This is a genomic window from Streptomyces sp. NPDC007917, assembly GCF_042959105.1.
Taxonomy (GTDB): domain Bacteria; phylum Actinomycetota; class Actinomycetes; order Streptomycetales; family Streptomycetaceae; genus Streptomyces.
This window is the reverse complement of the sequence record NZ_JBIBKK010000003.1, coordinates 427,064-449,388: the sequence shown is the minus strand read 5'-3', so window position 1 is coordinate 449,388 and position 22,325 is coordinate 427,064. Positions and strand designations below refer to the sequence as shown.

The window sequence follows — 22,325 nt, the reverse complement described above, 5'->3', positions numbered from 1 at the left end:
GTGAGAACCGCCCAGGGGCCCCGCGCCGCCCCCACCGCCACCGCCGCCGGGACCAGCGGCATGATGGGGGCCGGCGAGGGCCCCAGCCGCCGCAACCGCTCATCCGCCCGGGTGTGTCATACGCTGCCGAACAGCTGTGTCCAGTAGGTGCCCGCCCGGCTCCCCGTCGCGTAGCCGATCCCGAGGTGGCTGAACTCCGGCTTCAGGATGTTCGCCCGGTGTCCCGGGCTGTTCATCCAGCCCCGGACCACCTCCGAGGGGGTCCGCTGGCCGCAGGCGATGTTCTCGCCGATGCCGCGGTGGCGGCATCCGGCGGCGGCCGCCCGGTCCCAGGGCCGGCTGCCCTCGGGGGCGGTGTGGGAGTAGAAGTCGCGGGCGACCATGTCCTCGCTGTGCCGCTGCGCGGCCATGGTCAGGTGGGAGTCCGGGGCCAGCGGCGGCAGTCCGGCCGCGGCGCGCTCCGCGTTGGTGAGGGCGCGGACGGCGTCCGCCGTACGGGCGAGGCCCTCGGCGGTGAGCGGCTGGGCCCACAGCGCGGTCCAGAAGACCTCGCCCGAGCGGCCGCCGACGGCCCGGCCCATCCCGATGTGCGCGACCGAGGCATCCCGGAACGGCGCGCCGCGGTCGCCGTCCGCGAGGCAGTAGTCCACGAACTCGGCCGCCGTGCGGGGCCCGGAGACGATGTGTTCGGCGATGGTCAGACAGGTGTAACCGGTAGCGGCGATCCGGTGGAAGACCGACGTCCCCTCGGGGCTCTCGAGGCCGAGGCAGCCCTGCGCCGCCATGGCGTCGGCATGGGCCCGGGCGGCCGTGCTCAGCCGGGCGTCGAGGGCGACGGCCGGGGCTCCGGTCCGCGACCGTACGCCGTTGACCAGGCCGAGGAACCCGTCGGGGTCGTGGGCGGCGCCGACGGGGGACGTCATGGAGGGCGTGATGAACGACGGGGACGGCGGCGGAGACGGGGGCGGGGACGGCGGAAGTGGCGGCTGCCCGCCGTCGTCCACCACGTCCACGCCGAAGTCCCTCGCCACCCCGGCCAGCCCGTCCGCGTACCCCTGCCCCAGGGCCCGCACCTTCCACCGGTTGCCGTGCCGGTAGATCTCGGCGAGCAGCAGCACCGTCTCCTGGGTCGGGCGCGGCGGGGTGAACAGAATGGCCCGCGCCCCGCCCACCCCCGTGATCCTCATGGTGGGGCTGGGCAGCCGGCCGAGCGGTGTGCCGGGGTCGGCGGGGCTGATCACCACTGTGACGCGGCTCGCGCCCCGACGCAGCCGCCCCGGCCGGAGCGTGATGGTGTCTGTCTGCAGCAAGACGCCGGGGGCGGAGCGCTGGTTGAAGAAGACGAAGTCGCCGTCCCACGCGACCTTTCCGTCGTCTCCGGTGATCAGCAAGGACAGGTCGAAGGGGCCCGGCACCCGGATGAACAGCATGCCGTCCGGGAGCAAGGCGTTTCCGCCAGGAACCAGTTCGCCCATGTCACACCCAACGCGGGGGCGCCGCGCGGGGTTCCGGCGCCCCGCCTGGCGGGGCGCCGGACCGCTGATCGTGCCGGGGTCAGACCTGCGGGGCCGGGTAGGTCGGGTACTCCACCCCGGAGACGTGCTGGACGACGCGGATGACCTGGCAGGAGTAGCCGAACTCGTTGTCGTACCACAGGTAGAGGATCGCGTTGTCCCCGTCGACCTTGGTGGCCCCGGCGTCGACGATCGAGGCGTGGCGCGAGCCGATGAAGTCGCTGGAGACCGCGTCCGGGGCGCTGGTGAAGTCGATCTGCCGCTTGAGCGGGGAGGTCAGCGACACCTCGCGGAGGTGGTCGAGGACCTCCTCGCGGGTGGTCTCGCGGCCGAGCCGCAGGCTGAGGATCGCGATCGAGACGTCCGGCACCGGGACCCGGATCGAGCTGCCGGTGATCGTCGCCTTGAGGTCGGGCAGCGCCTTGGCGACGGCGGAGGCCGCGCCGGTCTCGGTGATGACCATGTTGAGCGGGGCCGAGCGGCCGCGGCGGTCCGACTTGTGGTAGTTGTCCAGCAGGTTCTGGTCGTTGGTGAACGAGTGGACGGTCTCCACGTGGCCGCGGAGAACGCCGTACTCGTCCGCCATCGCCTTCAGCGGCGGGACGATCGCGTTGGTGGTGCAGGAGGCGCAGGACAGGATCTGCTCATCCGGCTTGATCATGTCGTGGTTGACGCCGTGGACGACGTTGGGGACGTCGCCCTTGCCGGGCGCGGTCAGGACGACCTTGTCGATCCCGGGCTGGAGGTGCTGGGACAGGCCCTCGCGGTCGCGCCACCTGCCGGTGTTGTCGATGAGGATGGCGTTCTTGATGCCGTACGCCGTGTAGTCCACCGACGTCGGGTCGTCGGAGTAGATCACCTTGATCTCGTTGCCGTTGGCGACGATCGTGCTGTTGGCCTCGTCGACGGTGATGGTGCCGTGGAACTGGCCGTGGATGGAGTCGCGGCGCAGCAGCGAGGCGCGCTTGACGAGGTCCTGGCCGGCGCCCCTGCGGACGACGATGGCGCGCAGCCGCAGGCCGTTGCCGGAGCCGGCCTTCTCGATGAGGAGGCGGGCGAGGAGGCGGCCAATGCGGCCGAATCCGTACAGGACGACGTCGCGCGGCTCACGGCACTCGATCTTGTTGGCACCCGTGGCGCCGGCGACGGCCTCGGCGGTGAACTCCTCCACCGGAAGACCGCGGTCGTCGGTCTTGTACAGCGCGGCGAGCATGCCGATGTCGATCTGGGAGGGGCCCAGGTCGAGGGTGGTGAGGGCCTGCAGGAATGGCAGGGTGTCGGTGACGGAGAGCTCCGAACCGGCGATCTGCCGGGCGAACCGGTGGGTCTTGAGGATGCTGACCACTGACTTGTTCACCAGTGAGCGGCTGTGGAGCAGGACCGTGACATCCCGCTCGCGCTGCAGCTTCCCGATGATCGGGATCATCGACTCCGCGATCTCCTCGCGGTGCTTCCAGTTGGTGAACGAGTCCTCGTTGACAGTCACAAATTTATCTTTCGAGCTAGGCGGCGCTCATATGCTAACCCCCCGCCATTTTGATCTTTCAAATGGAGCCACCCCAGCCCTGTCGATCGCACTGAATGGAATGTTATAAATGCGGACATGAGCACACATGCTCGTATGTCCTGGCGGCGGCATCGGCCCCGATCCGGGTCCGAAGCCCCCCTCACACCCCCCGCATCCCCCTGGAGACGGCTGGGGGCCCTGTCGCGTACCCGCAGCGTCGCCGGGCAGGTGTTCGTCCTGCAGCTGCTGCTGATCCTGCTCCTGGTCGCGGGGGCGGTCGTGATGCTCGCGCTGCAGGCGCGGAGCCAGGGCATGACGGATGCCCGCCGGCGCTCCCTCGCGGTCGCCGGGACACTGGCGCACGCCCCTGGCGTGGGCCAGGCCATGACCAGCGACCACCCGACGGCGCTGCTCCAGTCCTCCGCGGAGGCGGCGAGGAGGGCCTCCGGCGTCGACAGCGTGGTGGTCTTCGACCGCCGCGGGATCCGTCTCACCCACCCCGACACGACGTTGATCGGCAAGCGGATCATCGGCCCCGCCAAGCTGGTACGGCAAGAGCTGGCCGGAAAGATCATCTCCCAGACATTCCACGCCAGCCAGGGCCTGTCCGTGGTCTCGGCGGTCCCCGTCACCAAGGCCGACGGCAGCGTCCTCGGCGGGGTGTCGGTCGGGGTCAAGGTCGAGAGCGTCAACAGCGTGATGACCCAGCGGCTGCCGCTGCTGATCGGCAGCGCCACCGGGGCGATGGCCCTGACCACGTGCGGGACGGCGCTGATCAGCAGGCGGGTGCGGCGGCAGACCCACGGCCTGGGCGCCATGGAGATGACGCGGATGTACGAACACCACGACGCGGTGTTGCACTCGGTCCGCGAAGGGGTGCTCGTCCTGGCGGCGGACGGACGGCTGCTGCTGGTCAACAGCGAGGCCCGGACACTGCTCGGCCTCGCTCCGGACGCCGAGGGGCGGCACATCGGCGAACTCGGCCTCGAGCCGCAGCTGACGGAACTGCTGGCCTCGGGGCGGCCCGTCACCGATGAGGTGTACCCGTGCGGCAACCGCCTGCTGGCGGTCAACCTCCGGCCCACGGACCGTACGGGCGGCCCCGCCGGGAGCGTGGCGACGCTCAGGGACACCACCGAACTGCAGGCGCTGTCCGGCCGGGCCGCGGCGGCCCGCGAGCGGCTGGAGCTGCTGTACGACGCCGGGGTGCGGATCGGCTCGACCCTGGAGCTGACGGAAACCACCGAGAAGCTGGTGGAAGTGGCGGTACCCCGGTTCGCCGACATCGTCACCGTCGAGCTGCTGGACCCCGTGCTCCAGGGCGAGGAACCGGAGCCGCCGCACGAGGTCCTGCACCGGACGGCGGTGGGCGGCGACGCCACCGGACACCCCCTCTTCCGCCCTGGTGAGCGGGCCGTCTACCCGCCCGCCGCGCCCCAGAGCCGGGCCCTGCGGACCGGCCACGCCATCCTCGAGGCCCTGGTGAGCGACGCCACCGAGCTCGGCCCCCGGGCCGAGTGCCTCCCCGATCACGGGGTCCAGTCACTGATCACCGTTCCGCTGCGCTACCGCGGCGTCACCCTGGGGCTGGCCAACTTCTGGCGGACGCGGCGGAGCGAACCGTTCGAGGAGGAGGACCTGGCGATCGCCGGAGAGCTGTCCGCGCGCACCGCCGTCTGCGTCGACAACGCTCGCCGTTACGCCCGCGAACACGCCATGGTCACCACCCTGCAGCGCAATCTGCTGCCCGGCAGCCTGCCCGATCAGGACGCCACGGAGGTGGCCTCGTGCTATCTGCCGGCACAGGGCGGGACGAGCGGAAGCTGGTTCGATGTCATCCCGCTGCCCGGACACCGGGTCGCCCTGGCCGTCGGGAAGGTGGCCGGGCAGGGCCTGCACGCCGCGGCCACGATGGGCCGGCTGCGCATCGCGGTCCAGAACTTCTCGGCCCTGGACCTGCCGCCCGATGAGCTCCTCTCCCTCCTGGACGAGCTGGTCACCCGGCTCGACCTGGAGCAGGAGGCCGACCCGGACGGCACCCGGATCACCGGAGCCACCTGTCTGTACGCCATCTACGACTCGGTGCGCGGCCACTGCACCGTGGCCACGGCCGGCCACCCCGGGCCCGTGCTGATCGGCCCGGACGGCGCCGTGGACACCCCGGCGGTGCCGGTCTCCCCGCCCCTGGGCCTGGGAGGGGAGCCCTTCGAGGTGGCCGAGCTCCCGCTGTCCGAAGGGACTCGCCTGGTGCTGTACACCAACGGGCTCCTCGAAGGGCACGACGGCGCCCCCGGTGCCGGCCTCGACCGGCTGCGCCACGCCCTCGCCGACAGCCCGGACCTCAGCCCCGAGCAGACCTGCCAGAGCCTGCTGGACTCCGTGCTCCCCACCCGCCCGCGCGATGACATCGCCCTGCTGGTGGCCCGCACCCGCGTGCTCGACCCAAAGGACGTGGCCGAGTGGGATGTGGCGCTCGACCCGGCGGCGGTGGCCCCGCTCCGCGCCGCCTGCGCCGAGAGGATACGGGCGTGGGGTCTGGAGGAGGCCGACTACGTCGCCGAGCTGATCATCAGCGAACTGATCACCAATGCCCTGCGCTACGGCGCCGCTCCCGTGCGTCTGCGGCTGCTCCGCGGCCGCGACCTGACCATCGAGGTCTCCGACGGCAGCAGCACCTCCCCCCATCTGCGGCGGGCCAGGGCCACCGACGAAGGCGGGCGCGGGCTGTTCCTGGTCTCCCAGTTCGCCCAGCGCTGGGGCACCCGCTACACCCCGCACGGCAAGGTCATCTGGGCCGAGCAGGCCCTGAGCGGCGTGGCGGCGCCCGATGGCGCGGGGGCGCCGGGCGAGAGCCTGGTCGGCCACGGGGACCCGTCGGCCCTGCAGCCGGAGGATCCGTCGGCCTTGTAGTCGGCTTTGTAGTCGCCCTTGCGGCGGCCGGGCGGTACGACCCTGGGGTCAGGGGCGCGGTCCGACCGTCGTGGCGCCGTCCCGGACGGTGATCGCCGCCGCGGGACACGAGTCGGCCACGTCCAGTACCCGCTCCTCCTCCGGGACCTCGTCGGCCAGCGGGCGGGCGTGTTCCGCGTCGAGGGCGAACAGGTCGGGAGCGATTCCGGCACACATGCCGGACGCGATGCACCGGCCCCCGTCGATCTCGGCCTTCCAGGTCATCCCGGTCACCACCCGACCGGCATGACGCGCGGCCCGCGAACCAGCATCTGGTCCTTCCACACCACGTCCCCGGCCAGGCGCAGCCCCGGGAAGCGGGTGATCAGCGCGCCCAGCGCCTCCTGGAGCTCCAGCCGGGCCAGGGGCGCCCCGAGGCAGTGGTGCACACCGTGGCCGAAGCCCAGGTGCTGGGTGGCGGGGCGGGCCACGTTCAGCTTGCCCGGCTCGTCGAAGCGCAGCGCGTCACGGTTGGCGGAGCCGACGGCGACGAGGACGGGCTCTCCGGCGCGCACCAGTGTGCCGCCCACCTCGATGTCCTCGGTCGCGTAGCGCGGCTGGGAGGCGCCCACGCCCAGCGGTACGAAGCGCAGCAGCTCCTCGACCGCGCCGTTCAGCAGGTCGGGCTGCTCGCGCAGCCGGCGCAGTTCGCCGGGGTGGTCGAGGAGCGTCAGCACGAAGTTGGGGATCTGGGTGGCCGTGGTCTCGTGTCCGGCCACCAGAATGCCCACGCACAGGTCGACGAGTTCGAGCTCGGAGAGCCGGTCGCCGGCGTCCCGGGCCTCGATCAGCGAGGTCATGAGGTCGTCCTGGGGCGCGGCGCGGTGCGTGTCGATCAGCCCGGCCATGTAGGCGCGCAGTTCGTCGCGGTTGCGGTCGAACTCCTCGGCGCTCAGGGAGCTGGTGGACAGCGCGGCGTCGCTCCAGGCCCGGAACTTGGGACGGTCCTCCTCCGGCACACCGAGCAGTCGGCAGATGACCCCGACCGGGATGGGCAGGGCGTAGCGGTCGACGAGGTCGGCGGGCGGTCCGGCGGCCTCGAGTTCGTCGAGGAGCTCATGGGTCAACTGCCGCACCGACGGCCGGAGTTTCTCCACTTGGTGGACGGTGAACGCCTTGGCGACGAGGGTGCGCAGCCGTGTGTGATCGGGCGGGTCCATGGTCAGGATGCCGCTGTTGCGCCGGCCTTCGGACTGCCGGGGCTCGTCGTGGTGGAGCGCCGCGGCGCGGCTGAAGCGCCGGTCGCCGAGCACCAGCCGGGCCTCGGCGTAGCGCGTGACGAGCCAGGCGGGCTCGCCGTACGCCATGCGCACCCGCATTAACCCCGGGCGGTTCCTGGCTTCCTGGTACGCCTCGCTGAGCCCCAGGCCCTCGGAGGAGTTGAAGGGATAGGCGATCGCTTCCGACCGCACGGTCGTCTCCGCTGTGGTCACCGTGACCTCCCTTGCGTAAGCACGTGCTTACAAACGTAGGAGTCGCCACTTGGTACGGTCAACGGCCCGATTGCGCCGTTGATCCGGCGATCCTCCCGTAGGACCGCGGGGATCGCGGGGCGGACGAGAGGAGTGTCGCGGTGGGTACGACCACGTCCAAGGGGCGGCGACGGGATGCGCGGGCCACGCGGCGGCGGTTGCTCGAGGCCGCGTCCGCGCTGTTCGCCGAGCGGGGTTACGAGCGGACGACGGTCCGCGAGATCGCGGACCGCGCCGGGGTGAACCAGGCGCTGCTCTTCCGCTATTACGGCTCGAAACGAGCGCTGTTCGGCGAGGTGGTGGCGCACGACGGGGCGGAGCAGATGCGCGGCACCCCGCCCGGTGAACTGCTCGAGGCCGCTCTGCGCGGGCTGCTCGCCCACCGCGGGAGGGAGCCGGGGAACCGCGCGCTGGCGACCCTGCTGCGCTCCGTCGGCAGCGGTGACGAGATCGGTACGGCGGTACGTTCGATCAGCGACGACTACGCGCGGGTGCTGGCGTCCCTGAGCAGCGCCGACAACCGTGCGCTGCGTGCGGACCTGGCGTTGTCCTGGATGCTCGGGATCGGCATGATGCGGGTGGTCGTCGGCAAGGAGCCGCTGGCCGACGCCGACCCGGACGAGGTGTGTTCGCTGGTCATGGTCGCGCTGGGCACCCTGCTGGATGGTCTGCCGGAGCTGCCGGAGATGCCGGCGCGGGGTTCGGTGCAGGGGCAGGGTTCGGTGACCACCGAAACCTCGGCCCGCTAGCGTCGGTGCCATGCACATGTACATTCCACGAGAGGACACCGTATGACGCCGGGCGAGATGGTCGCCGTCTTCGTGGCGGGCATCAGTGCGGGCGCCATCAACACCGTCGTCGGTTCGGGGACCCTGATCACCTTTCCGGTGCTGCTCGCGACGGGTCTGCCACCCGTCACCGCCACGGTGTCCAATGCGCTGGGCCTGATCCCCGGCTCCGTCAGCGGGGCCATCGGCTATCGCAGCGAGCTCACCGGCCAGCGCCGGCGCATCCTCAAGCTCGGTGTCGGCGCCCTGCTGGGCAGTCTCACCGGCGCCTCACTGCTGCTGGCCCTGCCCGCGTCCGCGTTCGAGACGATCGTCCCCGTGCTGGTCGGGCTCGCTCTCGTGCTGGTGGCGCTCCAGCCCTTGATCAGCGCCAGGGTGCGCCGCCGCCGCGAGCGGGCCGGGCGGGCCGCCCGCCGCGACGGCGGCCCGCTGCTGTTCATCGGCCTGATGCTGGCCAGCGTCTACGGCGGCTACTTCGCCGCCGCGCAGGGGATCATCTACATGTCCTTGATGGGCATCCTGCTCGATGAGCCCCTGCAGCGCCTCAACGCCACCAAGAACGTCCTCGCCGCCCTCGTGAACACGGTGGCCGCGCTGTTCTTCCTCTTCGTCGCGGAGTTCGACTGGACGGCCGTCGGGCTCATCGCGGTCGGTTCCGCGCTCGGCGGCCAGCTCGGTGCCCGGGCGGGCCGTCGGCTGCGCCCCGTGGTGCTGCGGAGCCTCATCGTGACCGTCGGCACGGTGGCCATCGTCCAGATGCTGGTCGGCTGAGCCGACGGCCGCCGCTCCCGGCGCGGACGGGTGGATGTTCAGGGGGTGGTACGGCGGTTGGCCAGCACGACGGCGCCCCCGGCGAGCGCGGCGGCCGCGACGACGGCGCTGAAGACGGTGGTGCCGCGGGAGAGCCCGACCGCGTCGCTGAGGTATCCGACCGCGACCGGCAGCAGCCCGGCAGGCACGTAACCGCCGACGTTCAGCGCCGCGTTGGCCTCGGCCAGCCGGGCGGCCGGCACATGGGCGCTGATCAGCGTGAGCCCGCCCAGCTGTCCCATCCCCTGCCCCGCGCCGGCCAGGACCGCCGCGAGGGCCAGCAGCGGGGTGGCGGACAGCTGGATGGCCAGCGCCAGCGAGGCCATGGCCAGGGTGGTCGACGCGGCTCCCGCCGTCAGGATGACGCCCACGCTCAGCCGCCGCACGGCGAACTGGACGGCGGTCGCCGCCGTGAACATCACGAAGGCGGTGGCTCCGGCCACGACGCGGCTGGTGGTGCCGAGCAGGTCCGCCAGGAGCGAGGGGCCGAGCGAGAGGACGAAGGAGGTGGAGGTGATACCGGGGGCGAACACCGCGATGCCCAGCAGGAGGTGGACACGGTTGGCGCGCGGCACGGACGGCACCCGGACCCAGGCACCTCGCCGCGCACCGGTGGGGCGGCGCAGCGGCATGCGCGCCACGACCAGCACCGCCAGGGCCAGCAGCGCGATCTCCACCAGGAACACCGTGACCGTGGGGCCGGGCAGGGTCTCCGAGAGGACCCCGGCCAGCAGCGGGCCGAGCCCCGCGCCCAGGACCATGGCCGTGGAGGCCAGCAGTGCGGCGAGCCGCTTGCGGTCCGGTCCCGCGACATCGGTCACGGCCGCCATGCCCGCCGAGACGATGGAGCCGACCGCCACGCCGCTCAGCAGCCGGGCGATCGCGAGGACCACGATCGAGCCGGCCGTCGCGAACAGCACACTGGCCACGATGCCCAGCGCAAGGGCCGGCAGCAGGACCGGCTTGCGGCCGACCCGGTCGGACACCACTCCGGCCACCAGCAGGGCCGCGATCAGGCCCACGATGTAGCAGGCGAAGACGACGGTCAGCATCCCCGAGGAGAACCCGAGCTCCTTCTGCCACAGGACGTAGAGCGGGGTGGCCGTGTTGGACAGGATGAAGACGGCGGTCACCGGCCATGCCGCGAGCCAGACCTCCCGGCGCGGCGGGGGCTCGGCCGCGGTGGCCGTCGCCGCGGCCGCCGCCGTCGTAGCCATTGCCGGGGTTTCGGCGTGCTGGGCGCTTCCTGCGCTCCCCATGGGGGCTCCCTCCGAGCCGTACACATGCTGTACGAGAAAAGTCGAACCATCAGTACGAGAAGAGTCGAACATAAACTCCGGTACGATTCAACTCGTACTGATGGTTGTGCTGTCTCACCGGAGGTGACGTGGATGCCGCAGACCACCACGGCCGACAGATTCGCCGGCCCCTACCCAGCCCCCGCCGACCTGCCGGAACCCCTGCCCGAGCCCGCCCGCGACGAGCTGCGCCTCGAGGTGGTGATGGCGGCGCTGAGCGACCCGCTGCGCATGGGGGTGGTCCGCACGCTGCTGCTGGAATCGGAGGCGTACGACCACCCGTGCGGCTGGTTCGGCATCGGCCGCCCGAAGTCCTCGCTCACCCACCACTTCCGCGCCCTGCGCGACGCGGGGCTGATCCGGCAGCGCCAGTACGGCCTGGAGCGGCGCAGCCATGTGCGCGTCGACGACCTTCAGGCGCGGTTTCCCGGGCTGCTCGATCTGATCGCGGACTGGACCCCGCCCGAGGGATGAGCCCCGCGAGGCGATGAGTCCCGCGGTTCACCCCTCGGCCAGGGCCTCCACCGCGGCGACGGTGCGGTCGACGACCGCGTCGAACAGGCGGCGCTGGGCGTCCGGCAGCCTGGACAGCAGCGGGCCCACGGCCTCCTGCTCCTCCTGGGGGCGCAACGCCAGGGCCTCCCGCAGCGCGGCCATCTTCTGCTCGGCGGGGCGCCGGTGGGTCTCGTACACGGCGTGGCCGATGACGGTGGAGCACACGAGGGTGACGGCCAGGGCGAGCTCGTCCTCGCCCAGCCGCAGCGGGCGCAGCACGCGGGTGAGGGTGACCAGCGCGGGCACCCATGCGGGCTGTTCGGTCGCGGCCATGTAGGACAGCAGCTGCCGGTAGGGGCGCAGGCGCTCGCGGCTGGTGTGCATCCAGGCGCGCAGCTGGTCCTGCCAGGTGTCGCCGGGAGGTTCGGTGTGCTCCGCGTCCGCGATGATCCGGTCGGCGACGGCCTGCAGCAGATCGTCGCGGTCCGGGAAGTAGCGGTAGAGGGCCATGGGGGCGGAGTCCACGGCCTCCGCGACCCGTTTGACGGTCAGGACGACACCGGGCTCACGCGCCGCCAGTTCCGCGGCGGCGCTGACGATCTGATCGCGCGACAGGCGCGGCGGACGCCCCCTTCCCCTGCGGGCCGTCCCGTCCACCTGCTGCGCCATCCGGTGGATCCCCTCTTCCGTCCGTCTCCCGCCCGCCGACGCGGGCACCGAAGGCCAAGGCTACGCACCCTCCCCTTTTTGAGGCTCGGTTCGCCTCCGCGCAGGGCGCCCGTGTCACACACCTTGCCGGGCCCCGCGGGCCGTGTCAGCGTGGCGGGCGTTCCGTTCCGCCCCCTCACCTCGGGAGATCGCCGGTGACCGCACCTTCCCTGCCCCCGGACGTCGCGCGCGCCCGCCGCCATGGCATCGCCGACCTGCTGTCGCGGACCGCGGCGCGGGTGCCCGCCAGGACGGCGGTCGTGTTCGGCGCGCTCCGCCAGACGTACGCGGAGCTGGACGCGCTGGTGAGCCGGACCGCGGGGGCGCTCGCGGCGCGCGGGGTCGCCCGGGGCGACCGGGTCGTGCTGTACGCCCGCAACTCGCACGGTTTCGTGGTGGCCTACTTCGCGCTCGCCCGGCTGGGCGCGGTGTCGGTGCCGGTCAACTTCATGCTGACGCCGCCCGAGGTCGCCTACGTACTGCGCCACTCGGGCGCCGTCGGCGTCATCGCGGGCGCCGGTCTGATCGGCGCCGCGGACGCCGCCCTGGCCGAGGCCGCGCCGCCGCGGATCGCGCTGCGGGCCGCGATCGGCGGGCCGGAGGGGCGGGCCGGCTGGGAGGATCTGGCGGCGCTCGGCGCGGAGGAGGGCCATCCGGTGCCGGACCCGGTGGTGGCCGACGACGAGCCCGTGCAGCTGATGTACACCTCGGGCACCGAGTCGCGGCCCAAGGGCGCCATCATGACCAGCCGCGGTCTGATCTCCCAGTACCAGACGGCGATCGTCGACGGCGGCATGTCCGGCGACGATGTGGAGGTCCATGCGCTGCCGCTGTACCACTGCGCCCAGCTGCACGCCTTCCTCACCCCCGACATCCTTCTCGGCGCCACCTCGGTCGTCCTGCCCGGACCCGACCCGGCGGCGCTGCTCGCGGCGGTGGCGGCCGAGCGGGCGACCAAGCTGTTCGCGCCGCCGACCGTGTGGATCTCCCTGCTGCGCCATCCGGAGTTCGACCGCCATGACCTGTCCTCGCTGCGCAAGGGCTACTACGGCGCCGCGGCCATGCCGGTGCCCGTGCTGGCCGAGCTGCGCCGGCGGCTGCCGGGGCTGGCGCTGTACAACTTCTACGGACAGACCGAGATGTCGCCGATCGCGACCGTGCTGGGCCCCGCCGACCAGGAGCGCAAGGCGGGTTCGGCGGGGCGCCCCGGTCTGCATGTGGAGACCCGGCTCGTCGACGAGCAGGGCCGCCCGGTGGCGCCGGGGACGGTCGGGGAGATCGTGCACCGCGGCCCGCATGTCACACCGGGCTACTGGCGGGACCCGCAGCGGACGGCGGAGGCGTTCAGGGGCGGCTGGTTCCACAGCGGTGACCTGGGCGTCTTCGACGAGGAGGGGTATCTGACGATCGTCGACCGCAAGAAGGACATGGTCAACAGCGGCGGGGAGAACGTCTCGGGGCGCGAGGTGGAGGAGGTCATCCACACCCATCCGGCGGTCACGGAGGCCGCGGTGTTCGGCGTGCCGCACCCGTACTGGGTCGAGGCGGTGACGGCGGTGGTGGTGGCCGGGCCCGGCGGCCGGCCGACGGCCGAGGAGCTGATCGCGTACTGCCGCGAGCGGCTGGCGGGCTTCAAGGTGCCCAAGTACGTGGTCTTCGCCGAGTCACTGCCGAAGAACCCGAGCGGCAAGATCCTCAAGCGTGAACTCCGCGAAGAGTACGCCTACTTGGGCGAGGGCACCGACCCCGCCCAGATTTGACGTACGCGTTACACAAAAATATGCGACACTTGCCGCCGCCCCCCTGAGGGGGCGTCATACAGCCGCGGCGGCATGGCGCGTTCCGTGGCGTCGGCACTCCGGAGGACACCCGTGGCCCAAGCGCCCCATACGGCCGAGACGACGACGGACACCCCTGCGCCGCGCACCGGACCGGTGGTCGCGGTGCTCGCCTTCGGCGGGATCGTGGTCGCCCTGATGCAGACGCTCGTGGTGCCGCTGGTCCCGGACCTCCCGGGGCTGCTGCACACCTCGGCCTCGGACGCCTCATGGGCCATCACCGCCACGCTGCTGGCGGGCGCGGTGGCCACCCCCGTGCTGGGGCGGCTCGGGGACATGTACGGCAAGCGGCGGATGCTGCTGATCAGCCTGGGGCTGCTGGTGGCCGGGTCGGTGGTGTGCGCGCTCAGCGACTCGCTGGCGCCCATGGTCGTCGGCCGTACGCTGCAGGGCTTCTCGTCGGGCGTCATCCCGCTGGGCATCAGCATCATGCGGGACGAACTCCCGGCCGAACGGCTCGGCTCGGCCATGGCGCTGATGAGTTCGTCGCTGGGGGTCGGCGGCGCGCTGGGGCTGCCCGGCGCCGCGGCCCTGGCCGAACACGCCGACTGGCACGTGCTGTTCTGGGTGTCGGCGGCCGCGGGCGTGGTGGTGATCGCGCTGGTGCCGGCGGTGGTGCCGGAGTCCCCGGTCCGCGGCGGCGGCAGGTTCGACCTGGTGGGGGCCGCCGGGCTGTCGGCCGGTCTGCTGTGTCTGCTGCTGGCGATCTCCAAGGGCGCCGACTGGGGCTGGACCAGCGCGCTCACCGACGGGCTGTTCGGCGCGGCGGTGGTGATCCTGCTGCTGTGGGGGCGGTGGGAACTGCGGACCGCCTCGCCGCTGGTGGATCTGCGCACCACGGCGCGCCGTCAGGTGCTGCTGACCAATCTCGCCTCGATCGTGATCGGCTTCGCGATGTACGGCATGTCGCTGGCGCTGCCGCAGTTGCTCCAGCTGCCTGAGGCCACCGGCTACGGGCTGGGCCAGTCGATCATGACGGCGGGTCTGTGCCTGGGCCCCTCCGGGCTGGTGATGATGGCCGTGTCGCCGGTCTCCGCGCGGATCACCGCCACATGGGGGCCCAAGTCCTCGCTGCTGATCGGCTCCGCGGTGATCTCCGTCGGCTATCTGCTGGCCGTCGTCCTCATGGCCGAGGTCTGGCAGATCGTCCTGGTCTCCTGTGTCATCGGCGCCGGGATCGGCTTCGCGTACGCCGCGATGCCGGCGCTGATCATGTCGGCCGTGCCGGTGTCCGAGACGGGCGCGGCCAACGGCCTCAACACCCTGATGCGGGCGATCGGCACCTCGACCTCCAGCGCGGTGGTCGGCGTCGTGCTCGCCCATATGACCACCCGGCTCGGCCCGCTGGCGATGCCCTCCGAGGACGGTTTCCGCACCGCCTTCGCCATGGGCGCCGGCGGTGCGGTGGTGGCGCTGCTGATCGCCGCGCTGATACCGGGGAAGGGCGCGGGCCGGCCCTCCGCCACCACCGCCGGCGCACCGGCCGGACCGCAGCCGGTGCGCCAGGGCTGAGCCCCGTTCAGGGGCCCTGGCGGCGGTGGCGAGATCCGCGAGAGGCGGGGCTCAGGCCGGCTCGACCCCTGGCCGTCCGTTCTCCACCCGCAGCCGCGCCAGGGTCCGCGCCGCCGACTGAGTCTTGACCACGGTGTCCACGATCCGTACCTGGGCGTCGATGCCGCCGCTGTCGATGTCGAAGAGGTGGTATCCCCGGTGGGCGTCGAGCAGCTTCCAGTGCGGGTTGTCGGGCACCAGCGGGTCGAACTCGGCGTGGAAGGCGGCTTGGTCCTGGTCCCCGTTCGAGGAGATGGACGTGCCCACGAACTCGGCCCCCACCACCGGCGAGGCGGGGTCGGCGAAGTCCCGCTTGAGGTCGCTGATCATCGTCAGATGACGGTCCCCGGAGAGCACCACCGGGTTGCGGACGTGGGCGAACTCGGCCATCAGCTCATTGCGTTCCGCCTGGTAGCCGTCCCAGGCGTCGTAGAACCAGAGCTTGCCGGGGCCCGCGAGCCGATCCGTCTCGGCCATCATGATCTGTGAGCCGATCAGGTTCCAGCGGGCGGGCGAGCGGCGCAGCCCGTCCAGCATCCACTGCTTCTGCTCGGCGCCGAGCATCGTCAGCAGCGGGCTCTGCGCGCCCTCCTGTGTGGTGGCCTGGTCGCTGCGGTACTGCCGGGTGTCCAGGACCTGCAGCCGGGCCAGGCGGCCGAAGTCGAGGCTGCGGTACATCTTGATGTGCGGGCCGTTCGGCACCGCGGTGGCCCGCACCGGCATGTGCTCGTAGTACGCCTGGTAGGCGGCGGTCAGCCGGGCGACGAACGCGTCGTGCGACTGCTTGTCCGGGTCCTGCGGGATCTCGCCCGCCCAGTCGTTGTCCACCTCGTGGTCGTCGAAGGTGACGATCCAGGGCGCCTGGGCGTGCATCCGGGCGAGGTCGGGGTCGGTGTGGTACTGCGCGTAGCGGTTGCGGTACTGGCCGAGCGAGTACGGCTCACCCTTGCCCTCGTGACGGCGTACGGCGGTGGCGGAGGGAGTGCTCTCGTAGATGTAGTCGCCGATGAACAGCACCGCGTCCGGGTCCTGTTCGGCCATGTCGGCGTACGGCGTGAAGTAGCCGTGCTGCCAGTTCTGGCAGGAGGCCAGGGCCAGGCGCAGCGGGGTGGCGGCGTGCGGCGAGGGGGCGGTGCGGGTGCGGCCGGCCGGGGATATCTGGTCCGCGGCGCGGAAGCGGTACCAGTACTCGCGGTGCGGCCGCAAGCCCCGTACGTCCACATGGACGCTGTGGCCGAGGGCGGGCACGGCCTGTGCGGTGCCCTGCCTGACGATGCGCCCAAAGCGCGGGTCCTCGGCCACCTGCCAGGCGACGTCGACGGCCCGGTCTGGCATGCCGCCGCCGTTCAGCGGGTCGGGGGCGAGCCGGGTCCACAGCACCACCCCGTCGGGCAGCGGGTCACCCGAGGCCACACCGAGGGTGAAGACCCCGCTGGGGAGCGCGGGGTCCGCGGCGCGCGCGGTGCCCGCGAGGGCCAACTGACCCACGGCTGCCGCGCCGACGGCCGCGGCGCCGGCGGCGAGGAATCGGCGTCTGTCGGAAGGGCGTCTGTCGGATGGCTGTGCGTCGGTGGCCTGTCCAGGCATGGCGTTCCCTCTCGTCCGTCGAGCAATGGATCATTGTGAACCGGACGAGACGTTTTCAGGCAGACCTGGGACGGACCTTGAACGAGGACCGTCCGGATGATGACGCGTCCATGGCTAATAAGCGTTCAGTGGGCGCAACGGACCTGTCAGGCCAGCTGTTTGTAGTAGAAGCTGCAGTCCTGGAGGGAGCCCGCCGGATCGGCGGCGTACCCGGGGACGATGCCGTACCGGGTCCAGCCGGCGGCGGCGTAGAGGTGGTCCGCGACGCTGCCGGTCTCGGTGTCCAGCATCAGGAGGGTGGCCCCGGCCCCGGCCGCGGCCTGTTCCGCGGTGGCGAGGAGCGCGCGGCCCAGGCCCAGGCCGCGGGCCTCGCGGTGCACGATGAGCTTGACGACCTCGGCGCGGTGGCGGCCGTTGGGCTTGCGCTCCAGGGCCAGGCTGACGGTGCCGCAGATGCCGTCGGGGCCGTCGGCGGCCCAGACGGCGAGGCTGCCGTCGGCCACCGCGGGCTGCCGGGCGCGCCACCAGTCGACCGCCGCGTCCTGGTCGAAGGAGTCCAGGAAGCCGAGGGAGTAGCCGCCGCGGACGGCGTCGACCAGGAGGTCGGCCAGGCCTTTGACACTGTCGTGGAACGCGTCGGCGGACAGGCGGGTGATGGTGTGCAAGACGTGCTTCCTTCGCTCGGCCCTGGGCAGGGGGCGGACGGGGGCGCGGCGGGCGGGGGCGCACGCTCACGGCGGGACCACCACCACGGCGTAGCGCACCGGATCGGGCCCGGGGCAGCGAAACCGCGACCTGTCCCACAGCCGGAAGCGCAGACAGTCCCCCGCCCGCAGCTCGTGCGCCGCGCCGCCCACGGTCACGTCGAGGGCCCCTTCCAGCACCCAGATGTGCTGCTCCAGGCCCGGCACGGGCGGGGCGTCGTACGCGATGTCGGCGCCCGGCCGCAGAACCGCCTCGACGAGCTCGCCGCGCAGCCCGGGGTGGGGCGGGGACACCGACCGCCGGGTGAAGCCCGACTTCTCGTCCCGCCACACCGGCTGCCGCTCGGCCCTGACCAGCCGGGGCGGCTCCTGCTCCACCTCGGCGAGCAGCCGGGACATGGTCCGCTCGTACGCCGCGCACAGCTTGCCCAGCAGCGCCGCGGTGGGGCTGATCTCCGCCCGCTCCAGCCGGGACAGGGTGGAGCGGCTGACGCCCGTGCGCCGCGCCAGCTCGTCCAGCGACCAGCCGCGCTCCACCCGCAGCTCGGCGAGGCGAGCCGCGAGCCGGGCCTCCAGGGGCTCGGGGTCGGGCGGCGCCCCCTCGGCCGCCGATGTCACCTCTCTCATGAGCGGGAATCTATCCCAGATATGAGAGACGCGGGAAGGGCCCTGTGTCCCTCCTCACGCGCCGTCGGTGGCCTCCGGCCGGTGGAGCAGCGCCTCCATGAGGGGCGGGACGCGGCTGTCGGTGCGCTCGGCCGTGCCGAGCCACCGCAGGGCGTGCGCGGCGCATTCGTCGTACTGTTCGGGTGTCAGATCGGGCCGGCGCACCAGCTCCGCCAGGAAGTTCCCCGCGAAGGTGTGCGTGGCGTGCGCGCCGAGCCAGTCGAGCGCCATCGCGACCACGTCACCGCCGGCCGCCTCGAGAGGGCCGTTCTTCAGCAGCTGCTCCAGGATCAGGCCGGCGAACGTGGCGGCCGGGTTGGCCCTCAGCCACTCCAGCGCCCGCTCGGCGGCCCGCTCCTTCCGCTCGGCGTCCAGATCGGCCCGGGACAGCAGGACGCGCACCGTCTGCCCCCATTTGCTCCAGGCCGGGCTGTCGGCCAGGTGTTCCAGTGCGCGGTCGGCGAGCCGCGCCACCTGGTCGGGGCGGATGTCCTGGCGCCGCAGGACGGACGGCAGCAGTTCGCGGACGCCGCGCCGCGAATCCATCAGCGCCAGCGCCTGGTCGGCGATGCGGGCGCCGAGGTCGGGGGGCACCTCGCCGAGCCGGCACAGCTGCCGGACCCGCTGCGAGCCGAGCTCCGAGGGGTGGTCGGCGAGCCGCCGCAGGGCGAGTTCCGCGGCGCGGGCGCGCTGCCGCGGGTCGAGCCCCGGCTGCGCGAGCAGCGGCCACACCACCAATCCGGCCTGTCTGCCGGTGTGGTGGAGCTCCAGCCAGCGGAAGGCGTGGCGGACGGCCTGGTCCGCCCACTCGGGGTGGGGGCCGGTGGCCGAGGCGGCGGGGCGTCCGTCGAGATGGCCGAGCAGCCGTCCGAGGACGTACACCGCGTGGTCGGCCGTGCCGTGGGCCCGCAGCCAGGCGAGGGCGAAGGTGATGGCCCTGCCCTGGCCGGGGTGTGTGTCCTGGCCGGGGTGTGTGTCCTGGCCGGGATGTGTGTCGTGGTCCGGATGTCTGAGGACGGCGCCGAGCACGAACCGCGCCTCGACGTCGGTGTGGCGGGGTTCGAGCCAGGTCAGGGCGGAGCCCACGGCGGCGGCCGCGGCGGCGTCGGACAGATCGTCACGCGCGAGCAGACGGCGGAACACGAACGACGCGGCGTCATGGGTGCCGTGTCCGTGAAGCCAGGCCAGCGCGTACCCGGTGGCGTCCTCGGCAGGCCGCCCGTCGAGCGCGGGATGGTCGAGCACCGGGTCGAGGACGTAACAGGCTTCCAGGGTGGTGTGGTGGACCTCGAGCCAGCCGAGCGCCGCGGCACAGGCGTCCGGACCGTGCGGACCGGGCAGCGCGAGCAGGCCGGGCAGCACCGAACGGGCGGCCTCGGCCCGGTGGTGGACCGCGAGCCAGGCGAGGGTCCGCTCGACGACGGGGCGGGTCAGCTCGGGTGGCAGGGCCGGGTGGTCGAGCAGGGGCCGCAGCACATAGGCGGCGTCCTCCCGCGTGGCGTGGTGCTCCAGCCACATCACCGCGGCGGCCGTCGCCTCGGCCGTCCAGATCCGCTCCGGGTCGTCCCGGGACAGCAGCGGTCGGAGCACGAACGACGCGTCGGCGCTGGTCCCGTGGGCCACCAGCCAGCGCGCCGCGTGGCCCACCGCGCGCGGGGCGTCCTGGGCCGCGAGACGGGGGTGGGCGAGCACATGGCCGACGACGAAACTGGCCTCCCGGGAAGTGTCCTGGACCCTCAGCCACTCCAGCGCGTGTCTGATCGTGCCGGCGTGCCACGGCGCGTCGGCTTCCGGGCGGGTGAGCAGGGGCCGCAGGACGAACGAGGCGTCGGGCTTGCCCTTGTGGGAGGTGAGCCACAGATGGCCGAGCCGCACGGCGCTGTCGAGCCGGGCGCGGGTCAGGTCGGTGCGGTAGAGCACCGTCCGCAGCAGATGGACGGTCGCCGTGGCGGGGAGGTAGCGGCGGATTCCGGTCAGTCCGAGGTCCAGGACGCGCCCCATGACGTCGGCCGTGAGGTCGTCCCGGTCGAGCAGGGCCGCGAAGACCGGCCGGTTGCGCGGACCCACGCCGTGGATCGCCAGCCACTCGACCGCCTCGTGGACGGCGGCGGCCCGCTGCTCGTCCGGCAGCCCGGCAGCCCGGGCCAGCGCCTCGACGACACCGCGGGCCTCGGCCTGGTCGCGGTGGCGCCTCAGCCAGTCCAGGGCGGCGGCGGCAAGGCGCTCGGGGACGGTGTCGGAGGTGTTCCTGAGGGCGTTGGCGAACAGGCTCCGGACCAGGGACGGGGAGTCCTGCCCGGCCGCCCGCAGCCAGGGCTCCACCAGCCGGTCCCACGCCGCCACGGCGCCGGACTGCCAGGGCGCCCCGGCGAGCAGGGTCAGCAGCGCCGTACCGCCCGTCTCCCGCTCCGCCGGTACGCTCAGCCGCTCGCCGAGGGCGGAGGCGTGGGAGTCGAGCCAGTCCTCGCACACCAGCCGGACGCCGGTCTGCGCCTCCGCGTCCAGGTCGGCGGCCCACCGGCGCACATGGCCCGCCGCGAGGCGCAGGGTGCGCGTGCTGACAAGGGCGGCGGAGAACAGCTCCCTGGCCGTGTCGCCCTGGAACCACGGCCCGTCCGGAAAGCACGCCTTGTGCAGGAACTCGTCGGCCACGGTGTCGTGCACGACGTCGAGTTCACCGTCGGAGGACAGCAGCCATCCGAGCCGGACCAGGCCGCCGACCACGCCCTCGGCCCCGGTGGCCGGCTTCGGGCCCTCGTGGTGGTCGAGGAAGTATCTGACGGCCTCCTGGACCGACGCCCGGTCCTGTGCGCACGCCACCGCCGCGACGGCCGCGGCCAGCAGCGCGGTCCTGGGCGCTCCCGGGTCGGCACGGCCGGGCCCGGCTGTGCCGCGCGAGCCGGGGAAGTCCTCGTCCGTGCGCTGCCGCGCCCAGAACGACAGGTCGTCGCTGCCCACCGTGGACAGTTCCCGCAGCGTCGCGCCGTCGCGCGCGCCCGACTCGATCGCCTGGGCCCGCATCAGGGCGACGGTCGGGCGGCGCCGACCGCACAGCGCGGCGACCGCCGCCTGGCCGAACTCGGCCACCGCGCTCGGGGCGACACGGGCCAGGATCCGGTCGGTGACGGCCCGTTGGTAGTCGTCGTCCTCGCACATGTCCTGCCACTCGAAGAGCCGGCGCCGGTCCTGCCGCTCGACGATGCTCCGCCTGCCGGGACGTACGGAGGCGATGCACGCCACCCGCGTGCCGGGCGACTCGCGCTCCTCCAACTCGTCGACGAGGTGGGTGAGGTTCAGCTCCGCGTAGGTGTCCAGGTAGTCGAAGACCAGCAGCACGTTCTGCCGGGGCGGCATGCTCACCGCGGCGACCAGGTCCGCGGCCGTGACCCGGGCGTCCGCCGCGATGTGCAGCACCCGCCAGCCGTCCGTCCGGTCGGCCAGGGCCGCCACCTCGAAGCAGGTACGGGTCTTGCCGGCACCGGCCGGGCCGATCAGGATCACCCCGCGCGCGGGCTCCGGCGACGGCGCCGCGAGCCGGGACCACAGGTTGACCGGATCGGCCGGGTGCCGCCCTTCCCGCGGGTGGACGAAGGGCAGCCGATCCTCCGTCAGGAACTTCTTCTTGTTCGCGCCGCGCGCCAGCTCCTGCGCATGGGTGCGGATGCCCCGCGCGGGCCGCCGCGCGTCCTCGTCCGGCGCGGGCCGCGGCGGGCCCGAGTGCTCCACCACGTCCGGCAGGTCGGCGGGGCGCAGGCGGTGGCCGAGCAGCGACTCCAGCCGGTCGAGTTCGGCCCCCTTCAGCTCCTTCTCCAGCACCTCGGCCCAACGGCCCACATGGCTCGCGGCCAGCCGCCCCGGCCCCTCGAACGTGTGGTGTTCCGCGACCACTCCGACGAGCCGGCCACCGCTGAACACCGCCGCGCCCGACATGCCCTCCCAGGGGGACCGCCCGGGGCCGACGTCGGCCGGCGGGACGTCGACCTTGAGCTCGAGCGTGCCCTCACGGCGGTTGGAGAACGCCGGGCAGACGGCGAACACATGCGCCACATCGCGGTACCGGGCATCGCCGGCACGCAGCTTGTGCAGCGGAAACCCGGCGGCGCTGCACCGCACCTCGGCGTCGTGCTCGCCGACCCGGCCCAGCGGGGTGGCGGACACCTCCTCCAGGCCCGGCCCGGCGAGGGTGAGGACGGCGACGTGGATGCCGTCGTGCCGCCACGCCACCGACGCCTCGAAGGTGCGCTCCTCGGGCCGGTCGGCGTCGAACCGCACGGCGACCGTGAGCGCGTCGTCGACGACGTGCGCGGCGGTGAGCACCGTGCCGGCCGCGATCAGATAGCCCGATCCCCGGCGCCCCCGGTCCTCCCCCAGCGCGACGATGACCTCGGCGACCCGCCCGGCCTCGACCTCGGCTCCCCCTGCCATGCGGAGCATGGTA

The 22,325-nt window shown here is 73.0% G+C and carries 16 protein-coding genes; 6 read left to right on the top strand and 10 right to left on the bottom strand.

Annotation, left to right across the window (positions count from 1 at the left end; translation table 11 throughout):
- Nucleotides 1–116 precede the first annotated feature (116 nt).
- Complete coding sequence (locus tag ACFZDL_RS07900; protein WP_353596469.1) at nucleotides 117–1,475, bottom strand: CAP domain-containing protein; 1,359 nt, start codon at nucleotides 1,473–1,475, stop codon at nucleotides 117–119.
- 79 nt (nucleotides 1,476–1,554) lie between these two features.
- The gene (locus ACFZDL_RS07895; protein ID WP_353596470.1) at nucleotides 1,555–3,000 is read right to left on the bottom strand and encodes a glyceraldehyde-3-phosphate dehydrogenase; all 1,446 of its coding nucleotides are present in this window, start codon (nucleotides 2,998–3,000) and stop codon (nucleotides 1,555–1,557) included.
- A 249-nt stretch (nucleotides 3,001–3,249) separates the two neighbouring features.
- Between ACFZDL_RS07895 and ACFZDL_RS07890 the strand changes: the two genes are divergently transcribed.
- Entirely contained in the window at nucleotides 3,250–5,931 is a 2,682-nt protein-coding gene (locus ACFZDL_RS07890; protein ID WP_353596471.1) for a SpoIIE family protein phosphatase, read from the top strand.
- Nucleotides 5,932–5,979: 48 nt separating this feature from the next.
- Here ACFZDL_RS07890 and ACFZDL_RS07885 read toward each other — a convergent pair whose 3' ends face one another.
- On the bottom strand, nucleotides 5,980–6,195 hold the full coding sequence (locus ACFZDL_RS07885; RefSeq protein ID WP_353596472.1) for a ferredoxin: 216 nt from the start codon (nucleotides 6,193–6,195) through the stop codon (nucleotides 5,980–5,982).
- Nucleotides 6,196–6,200: 5 nt separating this feature from the next.
- Nucleotides 6,201–7,403: a cytochrome P450 gene (locus tag ACFZDL_RS07880; RefSeq protein ID WP_353596473.1), complete on the bottom strand. Its 1,203-nt coding sequence runs from the start codon at nucleotides 7,401–7,403 to the stop codon at nucleotides 6,201–6,203.
- Between the two features lie 140 nt (nucleotides 7,404–7,543).
- Between ACFZDL_RS07880 and ACFZDL_RS07875 the strand changes: the two genes are divergently transcribed.
- Complete coding sequence (locus tag ACFZDL_RS07875; RefSeq protein WP_353596474.1) at nucleotides 7,544–8,191, top strand: TetR family transcriptional regulator; 648 nt, start codon at nucleotides 7,544–7,546, stop codon at nucleotides 8,189–8,191.
- Between the two features lie 42 nt (nucleotides 8,192–8,233).
- On the top strand, nucleotides 8,234–9,001 hold the full coding sequence (locus tag ACFZDL_RS07870) for a sulfite exporter TauE/SafE family protein (RefSeq protein ID WP_353596475.1): 768 nt from the start codon (nucleotides 8,234–8,236) through the stop codon (nucleotides 8,999–9,001).
- Nucleotides 9,002–9,039: 38 nt separating this feature from the next.
- On the opposite strand, the gene ACFZDL_RS07865 is transcribed toward ACFZDL_RS07870, so the two are convergent.
- Entirely contained in the window at nucleotides 9,040–10,299 is a 1,260-nt protein-coding gene (locus ACFZDL_RS07865; RefSeq protein ID WP_391190653.1) for an MFS transporter, read from the bottom strand.
- Nucleotides 10,300–10,431: 132 nt separating this feature from the next.
- Here ACFZDL_RS07865 and ACFZDL_RS07860 point away from each other — a divergent pair, with 132 nt between their 5' ends.
- Nucleotides 10,432–10,812: an ArsR family transcriptional regulator gene (locus ACFZDL_RS07860; RefSeq protein ID WP_353596476.1), complete on the top strand. Its 381-nt coding sequence runs from the start codon at nucleotides 10,432–10,434 to the stop codon at nucleotides 10,810–10,812.
- A gap of 27 nt (nucleotides 10,813–10,839) precedes the next feature.
- On the opposite strand, the gene ACFZDL_RS07855 is transcribed toward ACFZDL_RS07860, so the two are convergent.
- Nucleotides 10,840–11,502 carry a TetR/AcrR family transcriptional regulator gene (locus ACFZDL_RS07855; protein WP_353596477.1) on the bottom strand — a complete coding sequence of 221 codons (663 nt, stop codon included), beginning with the start codon at nucleotides 11,500–11,502 and terminating at the stop codon, nucleotides 10,840–10,842.
- 194 nt (nucleotides 11,503–11,696) lie between these two features.
- Between ACFZDL_RS07855 and ACFZDL_RS07850 the strand changes: the two genes are divergently transcribed.
- A complete protein-coding gene (locus tag ACFZDL_RS07850; protein WP_353596478.1) occupies nucleotides 11,697–13,301 on the top strand; it encodes a fatty acyl-CoA synthetase in 1,605 nt (534 codons plus the stop codon).
- A gap of 111 nt (nucleotides 13,302–13,412) precedes the next feature.
- Nucleotides 13,413–14,891, top strand: coding sequence for an MFS transporter (locus tag ACFZDL_RS07845; RefSeq protein WP_353596479.1), 1,479 nt, complete (start codon nucleotides 13,413–13,415; stop codon nucleotides 14,889–14,891).
- Between the two features lie 51 nt (nucleotides 14,892–14,942).
- Here the strand turns inward: ACFZDL_RS07845 and ACFZDL_RS07840 are convergent, their stop codons facing one another.
- From ACFZDL_RS07840 to ACFZDL_RS07825, 4 genes are all read right to left on the bottom strand, one after another.
- Nucleotides 14,943–16,517, bottom strand: coding sequence for an alkaline phosphatase D family protein (locus ACFZDL_RS07840; protein WP_353596480.1), 1,575 nt, complete (start codon nucleotides 16,515–16,517; stop codon nucleotides 14,943–14,945).
- Between the two features lie 146 nt (nucleotides 16,518–16,663).
- Complete coding sequence (locus ACFZDL_RS07835) at nucleotides 16,664–17,182, bottom strand: GNAT family N-acetyltransferase (RefSeq protein ID WP_353596481.1); 519 nt, start codon at nucleotides 17,180–17,182, stop codon at nucleotides 16,664–16,666.
- Between the two features lie 66 nt (nucleotides 17,183–17,248).
- Nucleotides 17,249–17,848, bottom strand: a complete 600-nt coding sequence (locus ACFZDL_RS07830; RefSeq protein WP_353596482.1) for an XRE family transcriptional regulator — start codon at nucleotides 17,846–17,848, stop codon at nucleotides 17,249–17,251.
- A gap of 54 nt (nucleotides 17,849–17,902) precedes the next feature.
- Nucleotides 17,903–22,312, bottom strand: coding sequence for a trypsin-like peptidase domain-containing protein (locus ACFZDL_RS07825; RefSeq protein ID WP_353596483.1), 4,410 nt, complete (start codon nucleotides 22,310–22,312; stop codon nucleotides 17,903–17,905).
- Nucleotides 22,313–22,325 lie beyond the last annotated feature (13 nt).